This window comes from Oceanicoccus sagamiensis (genome assembly GCF_002117105.1).
Lineage (GTDB): Bacteria > Pseudomonadota > Gammaproteobacteria > Pseudomonadales > Dasaniaceae > Oceanicoccus > Oceanicoccus sagamiensis.
The window spans coordinates 1,762,306-1,778,266 of sequence record NZ_CP019343.1; the positions used below are offsets into that span (position 1 = coordinate 1,762,306).

13 protein-coding genes are annotated in these 15,961 nt (G+C 42.1%); 12 read left to right on the top strand and 1 reads right to left on the bottom strand.

Annotated features, from left to right (window positions below):
- Positions 1 to 258: 258 nt before the first annotated feature.
- From BST96_RS08050 to BST96_RS08090, 9 genes are all read left to right on the top strand, one after another.
- Complete coding sequence (locus tag BST96_RS08050; RefSeq protein ID WP_085758209.1) at positions 259 to 825, top strand: polysaccharide biosynthesis/export family protein; 567 nt, start codon at positions 259 to 261, stop codon at positions 823 to 825.
- Positions 826 to 831: 6 nt separating this feature from the next.
- Positions 832 to 2,136 (top strand): hypothetical protein, encoded by a 1,305-nt coding sequence (locus tag BST96_RS08055; protein WP_157117900.1) that lies wholly within the window; start codon positions 832 to 834, stop codon positions 2,134 to 2,136.
- A 22-nt stretch (positions 2,137 to 2,158) separates the two neighbouring features.
- Complete coding sequence (locus BST96_RS08060; protein ID WP_085758211.1) at positions 2,159 to 3,919, top strand: GumC family protein; 1,761 nt, start codon at positions 2,159 to 2,161, stop codon at positions 3,917 to 3,919.
- 48 nt (positions 3,920 to 3,967) lie between these two features.
- Positions 3,968 to 4,777 (top strand): CpsD/CapB family tyrosine-protein kinase, encoded by an 810-nt coding sequence (locus BST96_RS08065; RefSeq protein WP_206045426.1) that lies wholly within the window; start codon positions 3,968 to 3,970, stop codon positions 4,775 to 4,777.
- Positions 4,778 to 4,800: 23 nt separating this feature from the next.
- A complete protein-coding gene (locus tag BST96_RS08070; RefSeq protein ID WP_085758212.1) occupies positions 4,801 to 5,700 on the top strand; it encodes an ExeA family protein in 900 nt (299 codons plus the stop codon).
- Positions 5,701 to 5,820: 120 nt separating this feature from the next.
- The gene (gene wecB, locus BST96_RS08075) at positions 5,821 to 6,954 is read left to right on the top strand and encodes a non-hydrolyzing UDP-N-acetylglucosamine 2-epimerase (protein ID WP_085758213.1); all 1,134 of its coding nucleotides are present in this window, start codon (positions 5,821 to 5,823) and stop codon (positions 6,952 to 6,954) included.
- Between the two features lie 35 nt (positions 6,955 to 6,989).
- Positions 6,990 to 8,222 (top strand): UDP-N-acetyl-D-mannosamine dehydrogenase, encoded by a 1,233-nt coding sequence (wecC, locus tag BST96_RS08080; RefSeq protein WP_085758214.1) that lies wholly within the window; start codon positions 6,990 to 6,992, stop codon positions 8,220 to 8,222.
- A gap of 132 nt (positions 8,223 to 8,354) precedes the next feature.
- Positions 8,355 to 9,812 (top strand): oligosaccharide flippase family protein, encoded by a 1,458-nt coding sequence (locus BST96_RS08085; RefSeq protein WP_085758215.1) that lies wholly within the window; start codon positions 8,355 to 8,357, stop codon positions 9,810 to 9,812.
- The gene (locus BST96_RS08090) at positions 9,809 to 11,164 is read left to right on the top strand and encodes a putative glycoside hydrolase (protein ID WP_085758216.1); all 1,356 of its coding nucleotides are present in this window, start codon (positions 9,809 to 9,811) and stop codon (positions 11,162 to 11,164) included. Before BST96_RS08085 ends, BST96_RS08090 begins: the two co-directional genes overlap by 4 nt.
- A gap of 27 nt (positions 11,165 to 11,191) precedes the next feature.
- Here the strand turns inward: BST96_RS08090 and BST96_RS08095 are convergent, their stop codons facing one another.
- Positions 11,192 to 12,043: a sulfotransferase family protein gene (locus BST96_RS08095; RefSeq protein WP_085758217.1), complete on the bottom strand. Its 852-nt coding sequence runs from the start codon at positions 12,041 to 12,043 to the stop codon at positions 11,192 to 11,194.
- Positions 12,044 to 12,391: 348 nt separating this feature from the next.
- Here BST96_RS08095 and BST96_RS08100 point away from each other — a divergent pair, with 348 nt between their 5' ends.
- The 3 genes from BST96_RS08100 to BST96_RS08110 are packed head-to-tail and all read left to right on the top strand — an operon-like array spanning position 12,392 to position 15,958.
- Positions 12,392 to 13,678 carry an O-antigen ligase family protein gene (locus tag BST96_RS08100; protein WP_085758218.1) on the top strand — a complete coding sequence of 429 codons (1,287 nt, stop codon included), beginning with the start codon at positions 12,392 to 12,394 and terminating at the stop codon, positions 13,676 to 13,678.
- Positions 13,675 to 14,751, top strand: coding sequence for a glycosyltransferase (locus BST96_RS08105; protein ID WP_085758219.1), 1,077 nt, complete (start codon positions 13,675 to 13,677; stop codon positions 14,749 to 14,751). The genes BST96_RS08100 and BST96_RS08105 overlap by 4 nt, the downstream gene beginning before the upstream one ends.
- Position 14,752: 1 nt before the next feature.
- Positions 14,753 to 15,958: a polysaccharide deacetylase family protein gene (locus BST96_RS08110; protein ID WP_085758220.1), complete on the top strand. Its 1,206-nt coding sequence runs from the start codon at positions 14,753 to 14,755 to the stop codon at positions 15,956 to 15,958.
- Positions 15,959 to 15,961: the final 3 nt, after the last annotated feature.

Consider the following 15,961-nt stretch of genomic DNA (forward strand, 5'->3'; position numbering starts at 1 on the left):
GATCACAATCTTTTACTATTCACGCCTTAAACCAACAATATGTACTATCCACATCCAAATCATCGTCTATAGTATTGTTTAGCAAGAGCTTTTTCTTATTTGGCTCTGAAATTGCAATATCGTTTAAAAAACAAACGAATTTAACTTCGTAAATAGTTAACAGCTACCTGCCAGCGCTATTGTGCCCCATAGGTAGCTTATGAGATTCTTTGCCGCCCTCAGCTAGAGGGGGGTTAAATACAAGTAGTGGAAAGAATAATGAAAAGTCATAAATTGGGCCTTCGAGCAATCATTTTTAGCTGTGTTATCACGCTAGCTCAGGCAGTTGTTGCTGAGCCTTCATACAAAATTAACCCAGGCGATGTATTGCGGATTGACGTCTGGAATGAAGAGACGCTTGTCCGGGAAGTAACAGTATTACCCGATGGCTATATCAATTTTCCACTAGTAGGTTCGATTTCAGTGGGCGGACTTACGACGTTTAGCGCAGGAGAGACGATAGCAGAGGCCTTGGGCAACTATTTAAAAGACAGCCCAACTGTCAATGTTGCAGTTAGCCAGCTACTGGGTAATAAAATTTATATTATCGGAAAAGTCAATCGCCCTGGTGATTACCCAATTAACCGCCCCACAGATGTTATGCAGGCATTGGCAATGAGCGGTGGCCTTAATACTTTTGCTGCTGAGAATAAAATTGTAGTGCTACGTCGTATTCAATCGGGCGAGCAAATATCAATTCCTTTTAAGTACGGTGACGTTAAAGCAGGGGAAGAATTACAAACCAATATCGTTTTGCAAAGTGGCGATGTTGTTGTGGTGAGATAATTCCTGATGCCACAAACATTAACAATAATAAATGGTCGTAAGCTGCGACCAAACACTTGGGTGCTATTTTTAATTTCATTCTTTATGGCCGTTACATGCTCGGCTGCGCAATATAAAGTTGAGAGCGGGATACAGGTTAAATCCCAGCATAATGACAATATTCAATTATCGACCAATAGCCCAAGGTCGATGCAGGGTAGAACGGTAGCTCCTTCGGTGAATGCGAGCGTTGAAGGCGATACCTGGGAGGCTAGGTTAAATACTGACTTAACCTTTAATAATTTCAATCGTAGTGAATATGACAGTGACGACCAGGACGTCACATTAGTTCTGAATAAAAGAACAGAAATACATTATTTCAGGCTAGAAGCGAATGCCGTTCGTGATTCAACCCGTACGAGTGAGCAAGATACATCGGGCATTGTTACTAATTCGGCTATTAGGCGTGAAAGTGAACAAGTATCACCACAATGGTCATATACCATCGATGACCTAAATAGTGTGTTGTTTGTTGCAAGCGTATCGGAGACAGAATACAAGAGTAATCGCTTTACAAATTACGATTACGATAGCCTGCGGATGGACTGGACTCGAGTTATACAAGAAAACTTAAGGCTCACCATGCGATTAAACAGTAGCCAATATAAACCTGAAGAGCGCGTATTCAATTATTTAAATGCATTTGAGTTGGGGACCAGATCTGAGTCAACATCTTACGGCGCACAACTGGGAGCAGATTATTCGCTGTCAGAAAATTGGTCACTTAATGGTTTTTTGGGTTCAACCCAAACTGACCAGGAGTATTTTTTAAGTGATCCAGGAGATGCTTGTAATAACCCGATATTGGAGCAGATTGGATTAAGGCCGAGCGTATGTGACACCAAAGATTTTAGTAGCAGTGATTTAACGGCGGATATATCGATTGATTGGTCCGGGGAGCGGATGAAGGCCAATTTTAAGTATTCAATTCAAAACCAACCAAGTAGCCAAGGCTACGAAATTGAATATGAACGTTATTCCGCAGCCTGGAAATACCTTATTAACCGACGTAGTACGTTTGATGCTCAAATAAATTACGGTGTCAACCAGGCCTTAGATTCATCGCTGTCTGAAATCGTTGCGCGCAATAATAACCGCGATTTTGGTGGCGCTAAACTGAGCTACAACCACAGCCTGACTGAGCGTTGGGGGTTAGGAGCAAGTTATCAGTACCAATGGCAAGATCGAGATGGGATCCCAGGCGATGCGGAATCACATACTATTCAAATAGCAATCAACTATAGCCCAACCGACTTGGTTTGGTCGCGATAAAATGAGAAAGAGATTTTTATAAATGAACATGGCCATAGATTTCGAAGAGAATAGCACGTCGATAGGCGATTATATTGCCGTATTACGACGTCGTAAAAAGCAACTTTTATACCCAGCTGCTATCACTTTTTTTATCGTCTTACTAGTGGCGTTATTATGGCCTGCTACTTATCGCTCTTCGGCGACTATTTTGATTGAAGAGCAATCCATTCCTCAAGATTTCGTTCAATCAATGATTACTACCTTTGCCAATCAGCAAATAGAAATTATTAGACAGCGAACAATGACCCTAAAAAATATCATGGATTTAGTCGATAACTATAACCTCTATGATAAAGATGAAATGAAAAGAAAAACCAGAACAGAAATCGCTGGTGAATTTAAAGACGATGTAAAAGTGGGCCTTGTTAATGCGCAGGTCATTGATCCCAGAAGTGGTAGGCCAACAGAGGCAACCATTGCATTTACATTATCTTATGAGCATGGCAATGCATCAAAGGCGCAAAAGGTGGCCAATGAGCTAGTGAACTTATACCTTAACGAAAACTTAAAAAATCGATCGGAAAAAGCGCAGGGTGCTTCTGAGTTTTTAGAGGCTGAGGCCAAATCTCTGGAGATCGTTCTGGTTGACCTAGAGACAAAGCTGGCAGCCTTTAAACAAGAAAACGAAGGAAGCATGCCAGAGGCTTATGTATATAATCAATCAATTATAGAGAGAACAGAAAGAGAGCTACTGGAAATAACCTCACGGAAAAATGAACTGGAAAAGCGCAGGCTTTCACTGAGTTCAGATCTAGCTCAAGCAAGCCCTTATGCGCCTACTGTGCTGTCAAGCGGCGAACAGGTGCTAAGCGACTATGATAGATTAAAATCATTGAAATCAGAATTTACCCGAAAGTCAGCCCTTTATAGTGAAGAACACCCAGATATAAGCCGTTTGAAAAGAGAAATTGCGGAGCTTGAAGAAAGCATGGGCGGCGGCTTGTTACCTAAAGATATTGCTGAGCAAGTAAGAGGTGAGCAGGTTATCTTGGACGGGCTTAATCAGAAGTATGAATCTGACCACCCCAAAGTAGTCGCACAACAAAAAATTGTTGATGAGTTAAGCAATCAATCGTCAGCAGAGAGCTCGGTAGAAAGCACTGAGGTGGCTCCGGATAATCCATCTTATGTATTTTTGAGCACACAGTTAAAAACAGTAGAAGCTGAAGAAAAGGCACTCATTGAAAAGTCAGAAGTACTTAGCAATAAAATCAGTGATTACGAAGAGCGTATTGCAAGAACGCCAATGGTTGAGCAGGAATATAACAACTTAAAAAGAAACTACAGAAACGCTCAGGCTAAATATGAAGAAATCAATGCTAAAAAATTAGGTGCCGATGTCGCCAGAAATTTGGAGCAAGATAGAAAAGGCCAACGATTTGTATTAATCGAGCCTCCCGCATTGCCTGAAGAAGCAGCAAGCCCTAAAAGGGTGATCATCATATTGGTAGGCTTTGTATTATCTGGTGTTGTGGGCCTGGGCTTTGTACTGGTTGCAGAGGCAATGGATCCGGGACTTAGAGGTGAAAAGGCGATAACCGATTTAACAGGCGTTGCCCCACTCGTTAGCGTGCCCTACATCTTTACCGAGGATGAAGACAAGTCCAGCACCAGACATATGTATTATCTCTTTATAGGTATTATATTGTTGGGGCTGCTGGGGCTGCTGGGTATACATCTTTTTTATAAGCCGATCGATGTTATCTGGTTTATCTTAATGAGAAAGTTTGGGCTTGAATAACATCAGCAATAAAGCAGAGAGCTGAAGAACAGAACAAAGGTTAAAGAGATGGACTATATACAGCAGGCAATAGATAAGGCGCGAGATGAGCGTCAAGGTAAAATCGGACAAGAGCCAAACGAAAATGTTGCTCCGTCAACAGCAGCGCCAGCTGCAGCTTCGATGAAAGGTGTGCCCGGTGAAATCAGCTATACCAAAACTCGCCAAGTAACGCTTGATGAAGATATGCTGAGAAAAAATAGAGTTGTTGCCGGCTTTAATTTTGATCAAAGAGCAGAACCTTATCGTCAGCTGCGGACGCAGGTGTTGCAGAAGCTTCGGGCCAACAGCTGGAAAACTCTGGCCGTAACAAGCCCAAATGAAAATGCAGGTAAAACATTAACGGCTGTTAATTTGGCGATCAGCTTGTCAAAGGAAGTTAACCAAACCGTATTGTTAGTTGATTTGGATCTAAGAACCCCCAGTGTTTTAAATGCATTGGCCATAGAGGTTGATCATGGCTTGATGGACCACCTCAACGATGATGTTTCGCTTGGCGATATTCTTGTTAATCCCGATTTCGAGCGTTTAGTTATTCTTCCGGGTAAGGCCAATGAGAACTATAGCTCTGAGATATTATCATCGCCTAAAATGACGGAGTTACTTCAGGATTTAACCAATCGATATGAGTCCAGAATTTTAATATTCGATTTACCTGCACTGCTGGTTAATGATGATGCTCTGACGTTTACTCCGTTTGTTGATGCGGCTTTACTGGTTGTAGAAGAGGGCGTGACGACCGCTGACCAGATAGAGCGATCGCTGCAAATGCTGGAAGGTACAAACTTATTGGGCACCATATTAAATAAGGCTGACTAATCTAAAACTACGTATCTAAAATTATGTACAAGCAACATTTTGGGCTACAAGATAAACCGTTTAATCTGATCCCTGATCCAGATTACTTATACATGTCCCAAAAACATAAGGTTGGTTTGAGCTTGCTTGAGTATGGGCTGATGGAAACGGCTGCAGGTCTTACCGTGATTACCGGTGAGGTCGGTGCAGGTAAAACAACGCTCATTCGCAAATTAATGCGGCGCATTGATTATGATGAGCTGACAGTAGGTGTGATAAATAATACAGGGACTATCCAGGAAGAATTGATGAGCTGGGTGGTTTCCTCATTTAACCTGGTTCATGAAGGAAAAGACAACGTAACACTATTCAGAGAATTTCAGCAATTTCTGATTAGCGAATATTCTAATAATAAAAGAACAGTGCTGATTGTTGATGAGGCCCAAAACCTTGGTTCAGGTGCCTTGGAAGACTTGCGCATGTTAACCAATATAAATGCCGACCGAGACCAATTACTGCAGATAGTATTGGTTGGGCAACCACAATTATTGGAGTTGTTAGCAAGGCCAGAATTAGCGCAGATTGCCCAGCGGGTTTCTGTCGAGTACCACCTTGAGCCATTAGACGTAGAAGAATTAATTAACTACGTGCATCATCGGCTTGAAGTGGCTGGCGGAAGCCCGGATATATTTGAAGATAATGCCATAAAAGCTATTTACTATTTTACTGGCGGTGTACCGCGCTTGGTAAATACCTTATGCGATTACGCATTGGTTCACGCTTATGCTACTGGCAAAGAGAAGGTAGATTTTGAGACGGCTTTGGCCGTTAAGTCCGGCCGCAAAATCGGAGGAATTAATCGATTTGTAAAGGACGAAGAAGAGGTGGAACGCATCCGCCAGTCGTTAATAGAAAGTCAGGGCGTCGACCTTGCGGCCGTCTAATCTGCATTGAGTTTACGCATGTCACATAACGCGTCTACTTAGTGAATAGCCATACCTCCAAAAATGATAATAATGGGTATAGAGCAACAACTACTAAAGCAACAATGTTAAGGCAAGACAATGGCAAAAAAAATACTGACTGTGTTTGGTACTCGTCCTGAGGCTATAAAAATGGCCCCGGTAGCGTTGGGTGTGCAAGCGGCATCCAAACTGCAGGATGAGATTTGCGTGACGGCTCAGCATCGTGAAATGCTTGATCAGGTAATGGATATATTCAGCTTGAAGGCCAATTATGATTTAAATTTGATGCGCCCGGGGCAAGACCTCTTTGATATAACATCGCGTGTGCTTACTGGTATGCGAGATGTGCTGCGAGAGGCAAAGCCAGATGTTGTGCTAGTTCATGGTGATACAACTACCTGCTTTGCAGCTGGACTGGCAGCCTTTTATGAAGGGATAAAAATTGGCCATGTTGAAGCGGGTCTGCGTACAGGCAATATGCAAGCGCCCTTTCCTGAAGAGGCTAACCGGGCACTAGTCGGACGTTTGGTCAATTACCATTTTGCCCCCACAGAATTGGCCAAAAATAATTTGCTGGCAGAAAACGTAGACCCAGCAACGATATATGTGACGGGCAATACTGTTATAGATGCCTTGTTAATGGTGCGCGACCAAACCACATCCATGCCAGATTCTCATTGGCAGCAGCAATTTGGCCCTGAGCTTCATAGTGATATCACCGACCCTGCAAAAAAAATGATTCTTATTACCGGGCACCGCCGTGAGAATTTTGGCCAGGGCTTTGTTGACCTGTGTAATGCGATTAAGGCGCTGGCAGAAAGCCACCCTGACTGGCTGTTATTGTACCCAGTACACTTAAACCCTAATGTACAAAAACCAGTGAATGAAATACTCTCTGGTCTGCCCAATGTTCAACTGATAGAGCCGCAGGAGTATTTACCCTTTGTTTGGTTAATGAACCAGTCAGATTTAATTTTGACCGACTCTGGAGGTATCCAAGAAGAGGGCCCGTCACTAGGTAAGCCGGTATTGGTTATGCGAGATGTGACCGAGCGACCCGAAGCGGTCGATGCAGGTACAGTTAAACTGGTCGGTACGAACACACAAAAAATAATTGATGGTGTAGAAGAGGTGTTACTTAACCCAAGTATATATAAAACAATGTCGGCGGCAATCAACCCTTATGGTGACGGTAAAGCGACTGAAAGAATTGTAAAAATACTCTCTGAATAACGCCACATCCATATGCGAAGAAGCAGGAAAAAATAATGAGCGAAAAATTCAAAAAAATCTGTGTTATGGGTCTTGGTTATATCGGTCTGCCAACAGCATCCTTGTTGGGCACCAAAGGTTACGAGGTTCATGGAGTCGATGTATCGCAAGACGTTGTCGACACCATCAATGATGGTCGTATTCATATTGTAGAGCCAGATTTAGATATTATGGTTAAGTCAGCTGTGCAGGCTGGTAATTTAACAGCCAGTCTGGAGCCTTGTGAGGCTGATATATTTGTTATCGCTGTTCCCACGCCTTTCAAGCAGAGTGTTGCTGCAGATCATGTTAGCGGTAAACAGCCAGACCTAAGTTATATCGAGCAAGCTACAGAAAAAATTTCCCCTTTTGTAAAACCCGGTAATCTTGTTATTTTAGAGTCAACAAGCCCCGTTGGCACCACTGATGAAGTGGTAGCCACTCTATTGAAAAAAAATGGCCATAGTGTTGGTGAAGATGTCTTTGTAGCGCATTGCCCTGAGCGAGTTTTACCTGGCCGTATCCTTATTGAGTTGGTTGAAAATGATAGAGTTGTAGGCGGCATTAATGAAGTGTCTACGCAGGTCGCTGTTGAATTCTATGAAGAATTTGTTAGAGGTGATGTATTAGCAACGACTGCAAAAACAGCCGAAATGGTAAAACTGACTGAGAACTCATCCCGTGATGTACAGATTGCGTTTGCTAATGAACTTTCAATGATCTGTGAGACAGAATCCATTAACACATGGGAAGTTATTGAACTGGCTAACCGGCACCCGAGGGTTAACATCTTGAATCCCGGCCCCGGTGTTGGCGGTCATTGTATTGCAGTTGATCCCTGGTTTATTGTTGATCGTTCACCTTCGATATCCCCCTTAATTCGTACGGCGAGAGAGGTGAATGATACTAAACCGCAATGGGTGATAGAGCGCGTTAAAAAATGTGCTGACAAATTTAAAAACCCGGTTATTGCCTGTTTAGGTTTAGCCTTTAAGGCGGATGTTGATGATCTAAGGGAGTCACCGGCCTTTGACATTGTTAAACAGTTACAAGAAGAGGCAATTGGTGAACTCCTTATTTGTGAGCCAAACCTAAAGTCTCATAAAGAGTTTGATTTAGTGAGTGTTGAAGAAGCCATCGATAAAGCCGATATCATTATGTTGTTGGTCGATCACAAGAAATTCAAAAACTTTAAAGCGGTAGAGTTGGGCGAAAAAATTGTTATTGATACTCGCGGAGTTATTAAATAACTTAATTTTCTACAGTGCTAAGGCTTCCCGCCTACCGTGAGTTTTCACGATATAACCAAGTAGTTATCAAAAGGCAAAAAGCGTGGAATCTAAACAACTCGCCAAAAATATCTCAATAGTTGCTGGGGAAGAATCTTTCAGAAATTTATTGGTGTTTTTGCGCTCGCAGCCTATGCCAGATTGCTTGTCCCAGAGCAGCTTTCACTCATTGCTATTTATGGTTTGTTTGGCCAGCTGGCATTGGTTATGTTTGGTTTTGGTGTAGTGCCTTTTATCATCAGGCAAGTGCCAGAGATGATTCATCACAACCCTGATCATATCGGTGCACATACCAGAAAGTGCTATATTATTGCTGTGTTTGCAGGTTTGGCCTTTGGCTTGACCTTATATTTCTCACTCAATTATATTCCAGCCTTTGAGACCTTAAAAACTATCAGTGACACATCCTGGGCCTTTCTTATTATTGGCTTGGCGGCTCAAAGTTTAAATAACGTTCAGTTAGCGCTTCTTTCTGCACTCAAAAAATTTAAAGCAGTAGCGGCTGTCACGATGTTTATGGCAACCAGCACCCCCATTATCATATTAATCTTATTCTATTTTTTCGACAGTGATGGCATTTTGATGGGGCTTTCGGTAGCTTCAATGCTGTTATGTGGTTTTTCTCGCTATATGCTTTCAACCAATATTGATATAGATATTAGCGTCCACAAAGGTATCGAAACAGCCATATTAAAAACATCCTGGCCATTTTATATGGAAGGTTTTGTCATGTTTTTCCGACGCCAGGGCGATCAGGTGGTTGTAGCATTTATTCTTGGCGATGCTGCGTTAGGTATATATTTCTTCGCCAAAAGAATGGTTGAGATGATGGCCAACATAATTAGCGCAGCGGATAGAGTTATAAGCACAACATTGTCACATCGCTTTATGACGATGAAAGAAAAGATTGCGGGTGATTTTGCCAACTTAATGAAATTGGCGGTGTATTTTTCACCATTGCTTGCGATTGTAGCCGCAATCCTCGTTCCGCTGTATATAGAAATTATTTCAGGGGATAAATATATTGCAGCACTGATACCCGGAATAATATTATGTTTTAGAGTAATAACCGATGTGACCAGGGGAATAGTGATTGGACGAATGATCTTTGTGGTCTGCGAACCTAGCGTAAGGCTGAAGTTAACAACCTTCGAAGTGTTGATAGCTCTTCCTGCCATGTTTATTGGTGGTTATACATATGGCCTGGTGGGAATAGCATTTGCGCCAATTATATCGGGTGTTATATCGGGTATTTATGGCGTGTTTATTTTACGCAAAAGGCTGAACATTACCTTCCCCGTTTATGATGTATTGTTGGGTTTTATGTGTATGTTTATGTCATTGGCTGTGGTGTATTACTTTAGCACTTATACACAGAGCATGTATTTAAATACAATATTATGCATGTTGTTTGGGGGGATGACTTACTTGGTGATGATGACTAATCTAGTCAATAAAAAAGAAGTGTCTACGTTGTTAAAAAATATTGTACCTGAGAAGCTGCATGTCATTATACATTGGTTATTTAAACTGAGGTTTGTTCGCGCATGATAAAGATATTAATAATTGTAATGATGCTTATTGGCAGTAATTCCTCCTTTGCGGACAGTGATTTATTCAAGGATGACTTTATCAATAATTTTCAATTACTTTATGGCTCAACACCCAAGCTAACTCCGAGTAATATTAAACAGTTATCAAAAAATAAGCTTATTGGTTTTGACCGCTTTCGTTATGGTCAGGGCGTGAAGCAAACCTGGTCAGAAATCCGCAGGAATAATAAAGATGCAAAAATCATATTGTACCAAGGCGGCCCCAGCATCAACACGAAAACTGATGGCCACACAGAAAAATATTTAAACAATGTCGGGCGCTATAAAAAATCCCGAGGCCATTCTATGGGCTCCGTTGATGATCATCCAGAGTGGTATCTTCGTTGGCCTCTAAATGTAAGGGCCGTGTTTCTCTATTATCCCGACCAATATATTCTGGATTTTGGTAATAAAGATTTTCAGCGCTATTGGCTTGAAGCAACCATGACAGATGTCGTTAAGCAGAAATGGGTTGCTGATGGCCTTATGATTGATAACTGTGTGGTTTATCATGACAATGCCTGGGGTAAATACGTTGCTAAAAATATAGTGAACTATAAGTCCGGTGATGAATGGAACGAAGCAATGAATAGCTTTGTGAATAACCTGACACAAGGGCTTGCTGAAAATGGCCAGATTGTTATGGCCAACCGTGGTTATTCGAAATTAAAAAAAGGGGGCGAAGCTTGGGAGGCGCTAGATAAATTACCTAGCCCGCCTGCCGTTGCTTTAGATGAAGGTGCATTTGTAGTTTCGTGGGGCAGGGGAGATGCAGCCTTTTTGCCTGAGCAGCATTGGCTAAATCAGGTTGAGCTGCCAGAGAAAATCAATAATTCTTCAGTTGCTTATATGGCTCACATCGGCAGTGATATTGGCGAAATCGGTAAAGATACCACAGGCAGCAGTTTTGAATTTTATGATGCCTTCGGTTTTGCCTTAGGCTCGTATTTGTTGTCTAAGCGTGCTGATGGTCCGCCAACTTTATTTTCTTTTGACTATGATAAAGAAAAAAGAGGGGCAATGAATAGAGTGTCTTGGTTTGATGTTTATGAAACTCTGGATTTTGGCAAGGCTACAGGGCGATTCTATAAAGTCAGTGAGGGGAAGCATCACTATTACCAAAGAGATTTTGAACGCGGCAGTGTTATGGTCAATCCTGGGAATAAGGTGATAAGAGATATTGATATTAAAGCGGGGTATCAAGAGCGAAAAATGGACGCAACAGAGCCATTGTCATATATAGCGAAGGTCAATTTAAAGCCACAGCGTGCCAAATTTTTTCAACGAGTTGACTTGACGGCAGTGAAATAGTCTTGAATGGCAGCAAGGCTTTCTGCATTAATTAAAATGTAGCCACTGGCTTAAATCAAGGCCCGTCAACTGCTGTGTTTTTTCTATATCTTGTTTGTATAGCTCCAGTAATTTTAGTTTAGTTTCCCTGCTGAAGTCCGGCCTGGCAGACATGTTTTTATTGAGAATAAATTTTCCTGCTTTTTTCAAAAATCCGGGAAAGTAGTCTTGAGCGAGCTGCTTGAGCTTGCGATTACGTAGCCACTTATTTAGCGTAGGGTTTTTAGGGACCTGACCAATATTGTGTTTTTCCCGGAGGTCTGGCTGAAAATTTGTGTCAACATCAACAAATGAATATAAGTCGTTAATGATTTTTTCAGGGTTTTTGTTGAATGTCTCGTAAAGGCTAACATGAATATTTTCACGGGGGAAAAGATCATAAAAACGGTTCAGGTTTTCATGATAAAAGCCAGCATTGACATAGTGTTCATCAGCGGTGAACTGATGGTTTAGATCCAGGTTGATCTTGCCAGAACGAACGTGCATTAAATAACCAGAAATTGCCCGTTCGACAGGGTTACGCAGGCTGACTATCAGTTTGGCTTTAGGTATTTGTTGGTGGATGTTATATGCAGCGATAGGGCTCTCCAGGTACAGCGGAGAGGCTTCACCGATAGCCGTTGCATTAGCTGATGATTCAAATAGCTGTGTATAGTCATCGATATTACTGACTGGGAACAAATGCTTGCGGTCTGAAAGGCTCAGGGCCTCTTCCCATGCAAAATAATTGGTTTCTTTGATCGGGCTCATAAAGACCGCGGGGTGAGCCCCTAGGTAATGGTATAGAGCCGTTGTGCCGGCTTTGGCAGCTCCGATAATTATAAAATTGGGTAGATTCATTCGGTTGCAGTCTTTAGTTAATGGCGCTTATCAGTGAAATAAGATGCCGATGGAAAACTAGCGATGTTATTGCTTTGTTATTGCGCTAGGAGTACTGATATTCACCGATAAGTGTTAATATTTACTGGTGATCAGGGTCAGAATATGGAGAATCTGTAACCTCAGTGAAATCATAGCATTGTGATATCTGAAGTAAATTAAAATTAGCGGTATTTTTTGATGAGGCGTGATATACCGAGCTTCCAAGCTAAATATATTCTAATAATAAAATGGCTCTTCGCTAGTGTTAATTTCATGACCAGGCTATTGATTGCCTGGTTCAAACCATAACAAACCAAGAGAAATCTTGTGACTATCCAACTATTTTTGGCTATATTTTTCATCGATATAATTTTGGAAGCTGGAATAGACTTCCCCAGTAAAATCGGCCCCATCAGTTTTAAGAATGCTTTTATCTACAGCATGTTAATTTGGGCTATTGTCAATAAAAGCAAAGAAGCGGGTATACGCCGTGACAAGTCTGTAGAACAAATTACCCTTTGGTTTATTATTTTTGGTTCATACGCGATTTTAAGTGCGTCATTTCCAATGCTTATGGGAAGGTCTGACTACCCGGCAATGTTGGCATTGAATACTATCAAGAACGAAGTGCTTGATGCATTTTCCTGTTTCTTTATATTCTGGTTCTTCACTAAAAATAGCCGCCGCCCCATGTTGGGCTTAAAAATATCGGTAGTCTTTATAGGGCTAATGTGCGCAGCAACACTTTTAGAGTCGATAATAGGTGGGCTGACAATATTTGATTTCGATGACGATTCAGCTAGACCCAATGGCCCAATGGGCGAACCCAACCAAACAGCTACGATCTTAGCCCTATGTTTGCCTATAGTTGCATCGATGGTTTTGTTTAAAGGCTTTATTCGACTTATAGCTTTGGGTGTTTGTTTTCTGATTTTGGTTACTATTGCATTAACCGGCTCAAGAGGCGGTATGTTATCGGCATTTGTTGCCTGTTCGCATATGTTTTGGTTGATGCGATCTAATATCGCCCTTTCAAATCGAGTATTAATATTAGCCGCCGCTCCGGTGGTAATGTTTTTTGCCTGGTTTATTATGCCCGAGTACTACCAGTCACTATTACTGGAGCGTTTATCTTTCTTCCAGGAAAAAGACGTAGACTGGGATACGGCGAGTGCGGGGCGAACGATAATCTGGGGCCGAGGTATCGATTTGTGGTATCAGTCACCGATTATTGGTAGCGGCTGGTCTTCATTCAAACTAACACTCGGTGGCGCATCTCACAATGTATACCTGGAATACTTGGTTTCTCTGGGAATTGTGGGGGTTATCATCGTTCTGTTGATGTACAGAAAACTCTATTTCCACTTTATGAAATTCCGAAAATTGTTTATTCGTTCTGAGGAGTCATTATTAGCTGCAGGTGCTGCTTCCGGTATTGTTGGTTTGTGTGCAGGTTTGTTCTTTGTGAATTTGTATGTGCCCTGGCTGATTGTTTGGTGCATGTTGGGATATGTAGCGGGAATAAAAACCAAGCAACTGATCGAATATAGAGTTAACCAAATAACCCTGCAGCAGGCACAGCAGGCACAGCAGGCACCGGAGGCAGTAAAATGAGGGTCTGCCATGTTATTGGCTCAATGAAAACGGGTGGTGCAGAAAGGCAGTTTGTGAATTTAATTAATGCCTTAGAAGCTACCTCGATTCATGCCATAGTCTTGGACGACCCCTCAAACAGTGAGTTGGGAGGGCTGATTGATAGCCGCGTACAGGTTCACTGGAAACCGGTCAGCTTGAAATTGACGCCTATTGAGATAGTGAGGCTGGCTAAGCTAATAAAAACGATGCATGTCGATGTTATTCACACCCATATGTTTTGGTCGGCGTTTTATGTCATACCTGCTGCTGCTCTAGCGGGTGTTAAAATTCGCTGTACTACAGAGCATGGTATGAATCCTTGGAAAACAAGATTCCATCATTGGTTTGAGCGGTATATTATTTCTCCCCTTAGTGATATTCGTTTTTGTGTGTCCCAGGCGATAAAAGAAAATCGAATCAATACCGGAGATATTCCAGAAACCAAAACAGCGCTGTTAACCAATGGTACTGAAATAAAAGCGAACAGTTTTTCATCTTGGTCTGGTCGCAGCGTAAAATTGCTTAGCGTTGGCCGCCTGATCCCCGCTAAAGATTATGACACGCTACTGCTTGCGGCGAAGTTGCTTAAAGAACAATCTATGGCATTTAGTCTGGATATTCTTGGTGATGGCGCGTTGCGTGAGCCACTACAGTCTAAGATAGACCAGCTGGGTTTGAACGATGTTGTGACCTTACAGGGTAATCAAAGTAATACCCAGCAATGGTTTGAGCAATCAGATATCTTTGTGATGTCATCCCTGCGAGAAGGGCAGCCAATGGCATTACTTGAAGCAATGGCCTGCGCTTTACCCATTGTCTCAACGCGTGTTGGTGGTATTCCTGCTACCGTTCTCGAAGGCGAAGAGGCACTGTTGGTTGATTCCGGTTCCGCCGAGCAGTTAGCAGCGGCGATTGAGTCTTTATGCTGCGATCTGTCTCGCAGTGAAACTATAGCCAACAACGCCCGTCAGCGTGTTATTGATGAGTTTTCTATTGATGCAGTGGCTAAAGCGCACCTTAAAATTTACTCAGATCTACTAGAGAAGCATTAATATGAGAGATACCAGTATTGTTCCTTCAGTGATGTTTCATACCGTAGGCCTGGAAAGTAAACCTTGGGTATGGTCGCATATTTCTGAGTCGGTTGATAATTTTGAGCATAAGCTGAAACTCTTAAAGAAGTATAAATTTAATGCAGTGACATGGGCAGAGCTGTATAGCTATATGGCTGGAGAGCTTGAGTTACCGGCCAACTCAATCTTTCTAACCTTTGATGATGGCTACCTTGATAACTGGGTGTATATCTACCCGCTGCTTAAAAAGTATGGCATGAAAGGAACAATATTTGTTAACCCTGATTTTGTTGATCCGGAAACAACCCCTCGTGCCAATCTGGAAGATGTTTGGGCGGGTGAGGTCAATAAAAGTGATTTATTTATAGACGGTTTTTTAAGCTGGGAAGAAATGAGGCAGATGGAGTCCAGCGGTGTTATTGATATCCAGTCACATGCTAAAACACATACCTGGTATTTTACTGGGCCTGAAGTGGTCGATTTACATTATAAAAAAGCGATAGACGACCACCCCTGGTTAGCCTGGAATTTATTTCCAGATCAAAAGTCTTTTTATCTGCGCGATGATCAGCAGTCGCTGGTTCAGGAAGGTTACCCTGTGTTGGAGCATAAGAAATCGTTGGTAGCGAAGCGATTTTTCCCCGACGAGAATCAACTGCATAAGGTAATAGAACATGTACAGGCTATAGGCACACAGTCTTATCTTTCGCAGCGTAATTGGCAGGAAAAGATAGGTGCTTTTATGAGAGCCGAGTTTGGAAAAGAACAGATAGACGGCCATTATGAGAGCGATGAAGAGCAGGTAGAAAGAATCTACCAAGAGCTTGCTGAATCTAAAGCTACGATTGAAAAGCATCTGGGGAAAACCGTAGATTATATTTGTTGGCCCGGAGGGGGCAATGACCAGATTGTTCAAGACATGGCAGTAAAAGCAGGCTATAAATCCTGGACCCTGGGCTCTCAAGACCTAAGCAGCTATAGGAACAAACCCCTATCAAATCCGCAATATATTAAGCGTATTGGCAGTGAAACCAAACTCGAGTTCAGAGGGAGGATTTACGGTTATGGAAGCAATTTCAGTTTTTTATTACGCGTACTTGGGCATCAAAACTCTACTTTCCATAGCTATCAATACAAAGCGTATAAGCTAGTGCGTTTGATTGGCTCATATCTAGGGTTGAAATAACTC

Bases quoted from the DNA above. Each gene is read 5' to 3' on its own strand.
- BST96_RS08110 (WP_085758220.1), top strand. From the start codon at position 14,753: ATGAGAGATACCAGTATTGTTCCTTCAGTGATGTTTCATACCGTAGGC.
- wecC (WP_085758214.1), top strand. From the start codon at position 6,990: ATGAGCGAAAAATTCAAAAAAATCTGTGTTATGGGTCTTGGTTATATC.
- wecB (WP_085758213.1), top strand. From the start codon at position 5,821: ATGGCAAAAAAAATACTGACTGTGTTTGGTACTCGTCCTGAGGCTATA.
- BST96_RS08065 (WP_206045426.1), top strand. From the start codon at position 3,968: ATGGACTATATACAGCAGGCAATAGATAAGGCGCGAGATGAGCGTCAA.
- BST96_RS08055 (WP_157117900.1), top strand. From the start codon at position 832: ATGCCACAAACATTAACAATAATAAATGGTCGTAAGCTGCGACCAAAC.
- BST96_RS08095 (WP_085758217.1), bottom strand. From the start codon at position 12,043: ATGAATCTACCCAATTTTATAATTATCGGAGCTGCCAAAGCCGGCACA.
- BST96_RS08050 (WP_085758209.1), top strand. From the start codon at position 259: ATGAAAAGTCATAAATTGGGCCTTCGAGCAATCATTTTTAGCTGTGTT.
- BST96_RS08090 (WP_085758216.1), top strand. From the start codon at position 9,809: ATGATAAAGATATTAATAATTGTAATGATGCTTATTGGCAGTAATTCC.
- BST96_RS08105 (WP_085758219.1), top strand. From the start codon at position 13,675: ATGAGGGTCTGCCATGTTATTGGCTCAATGAAAACGGGTGGTGCAGAA.
- BST96_RS08070 (WP_085758212.1), top strand. From the start codon at position 4,801: ATGTACAAGCAACATTTTGGGCTACAAGATAAACCGTTTAATCTGATC.
- BST96_RS08060 (WP_085758211.1), top strand. From the start codon at position 2,159: ATGAACATGGCCATAGATTTCGAAGAGAATAGCACGTCGATAGGCGAT.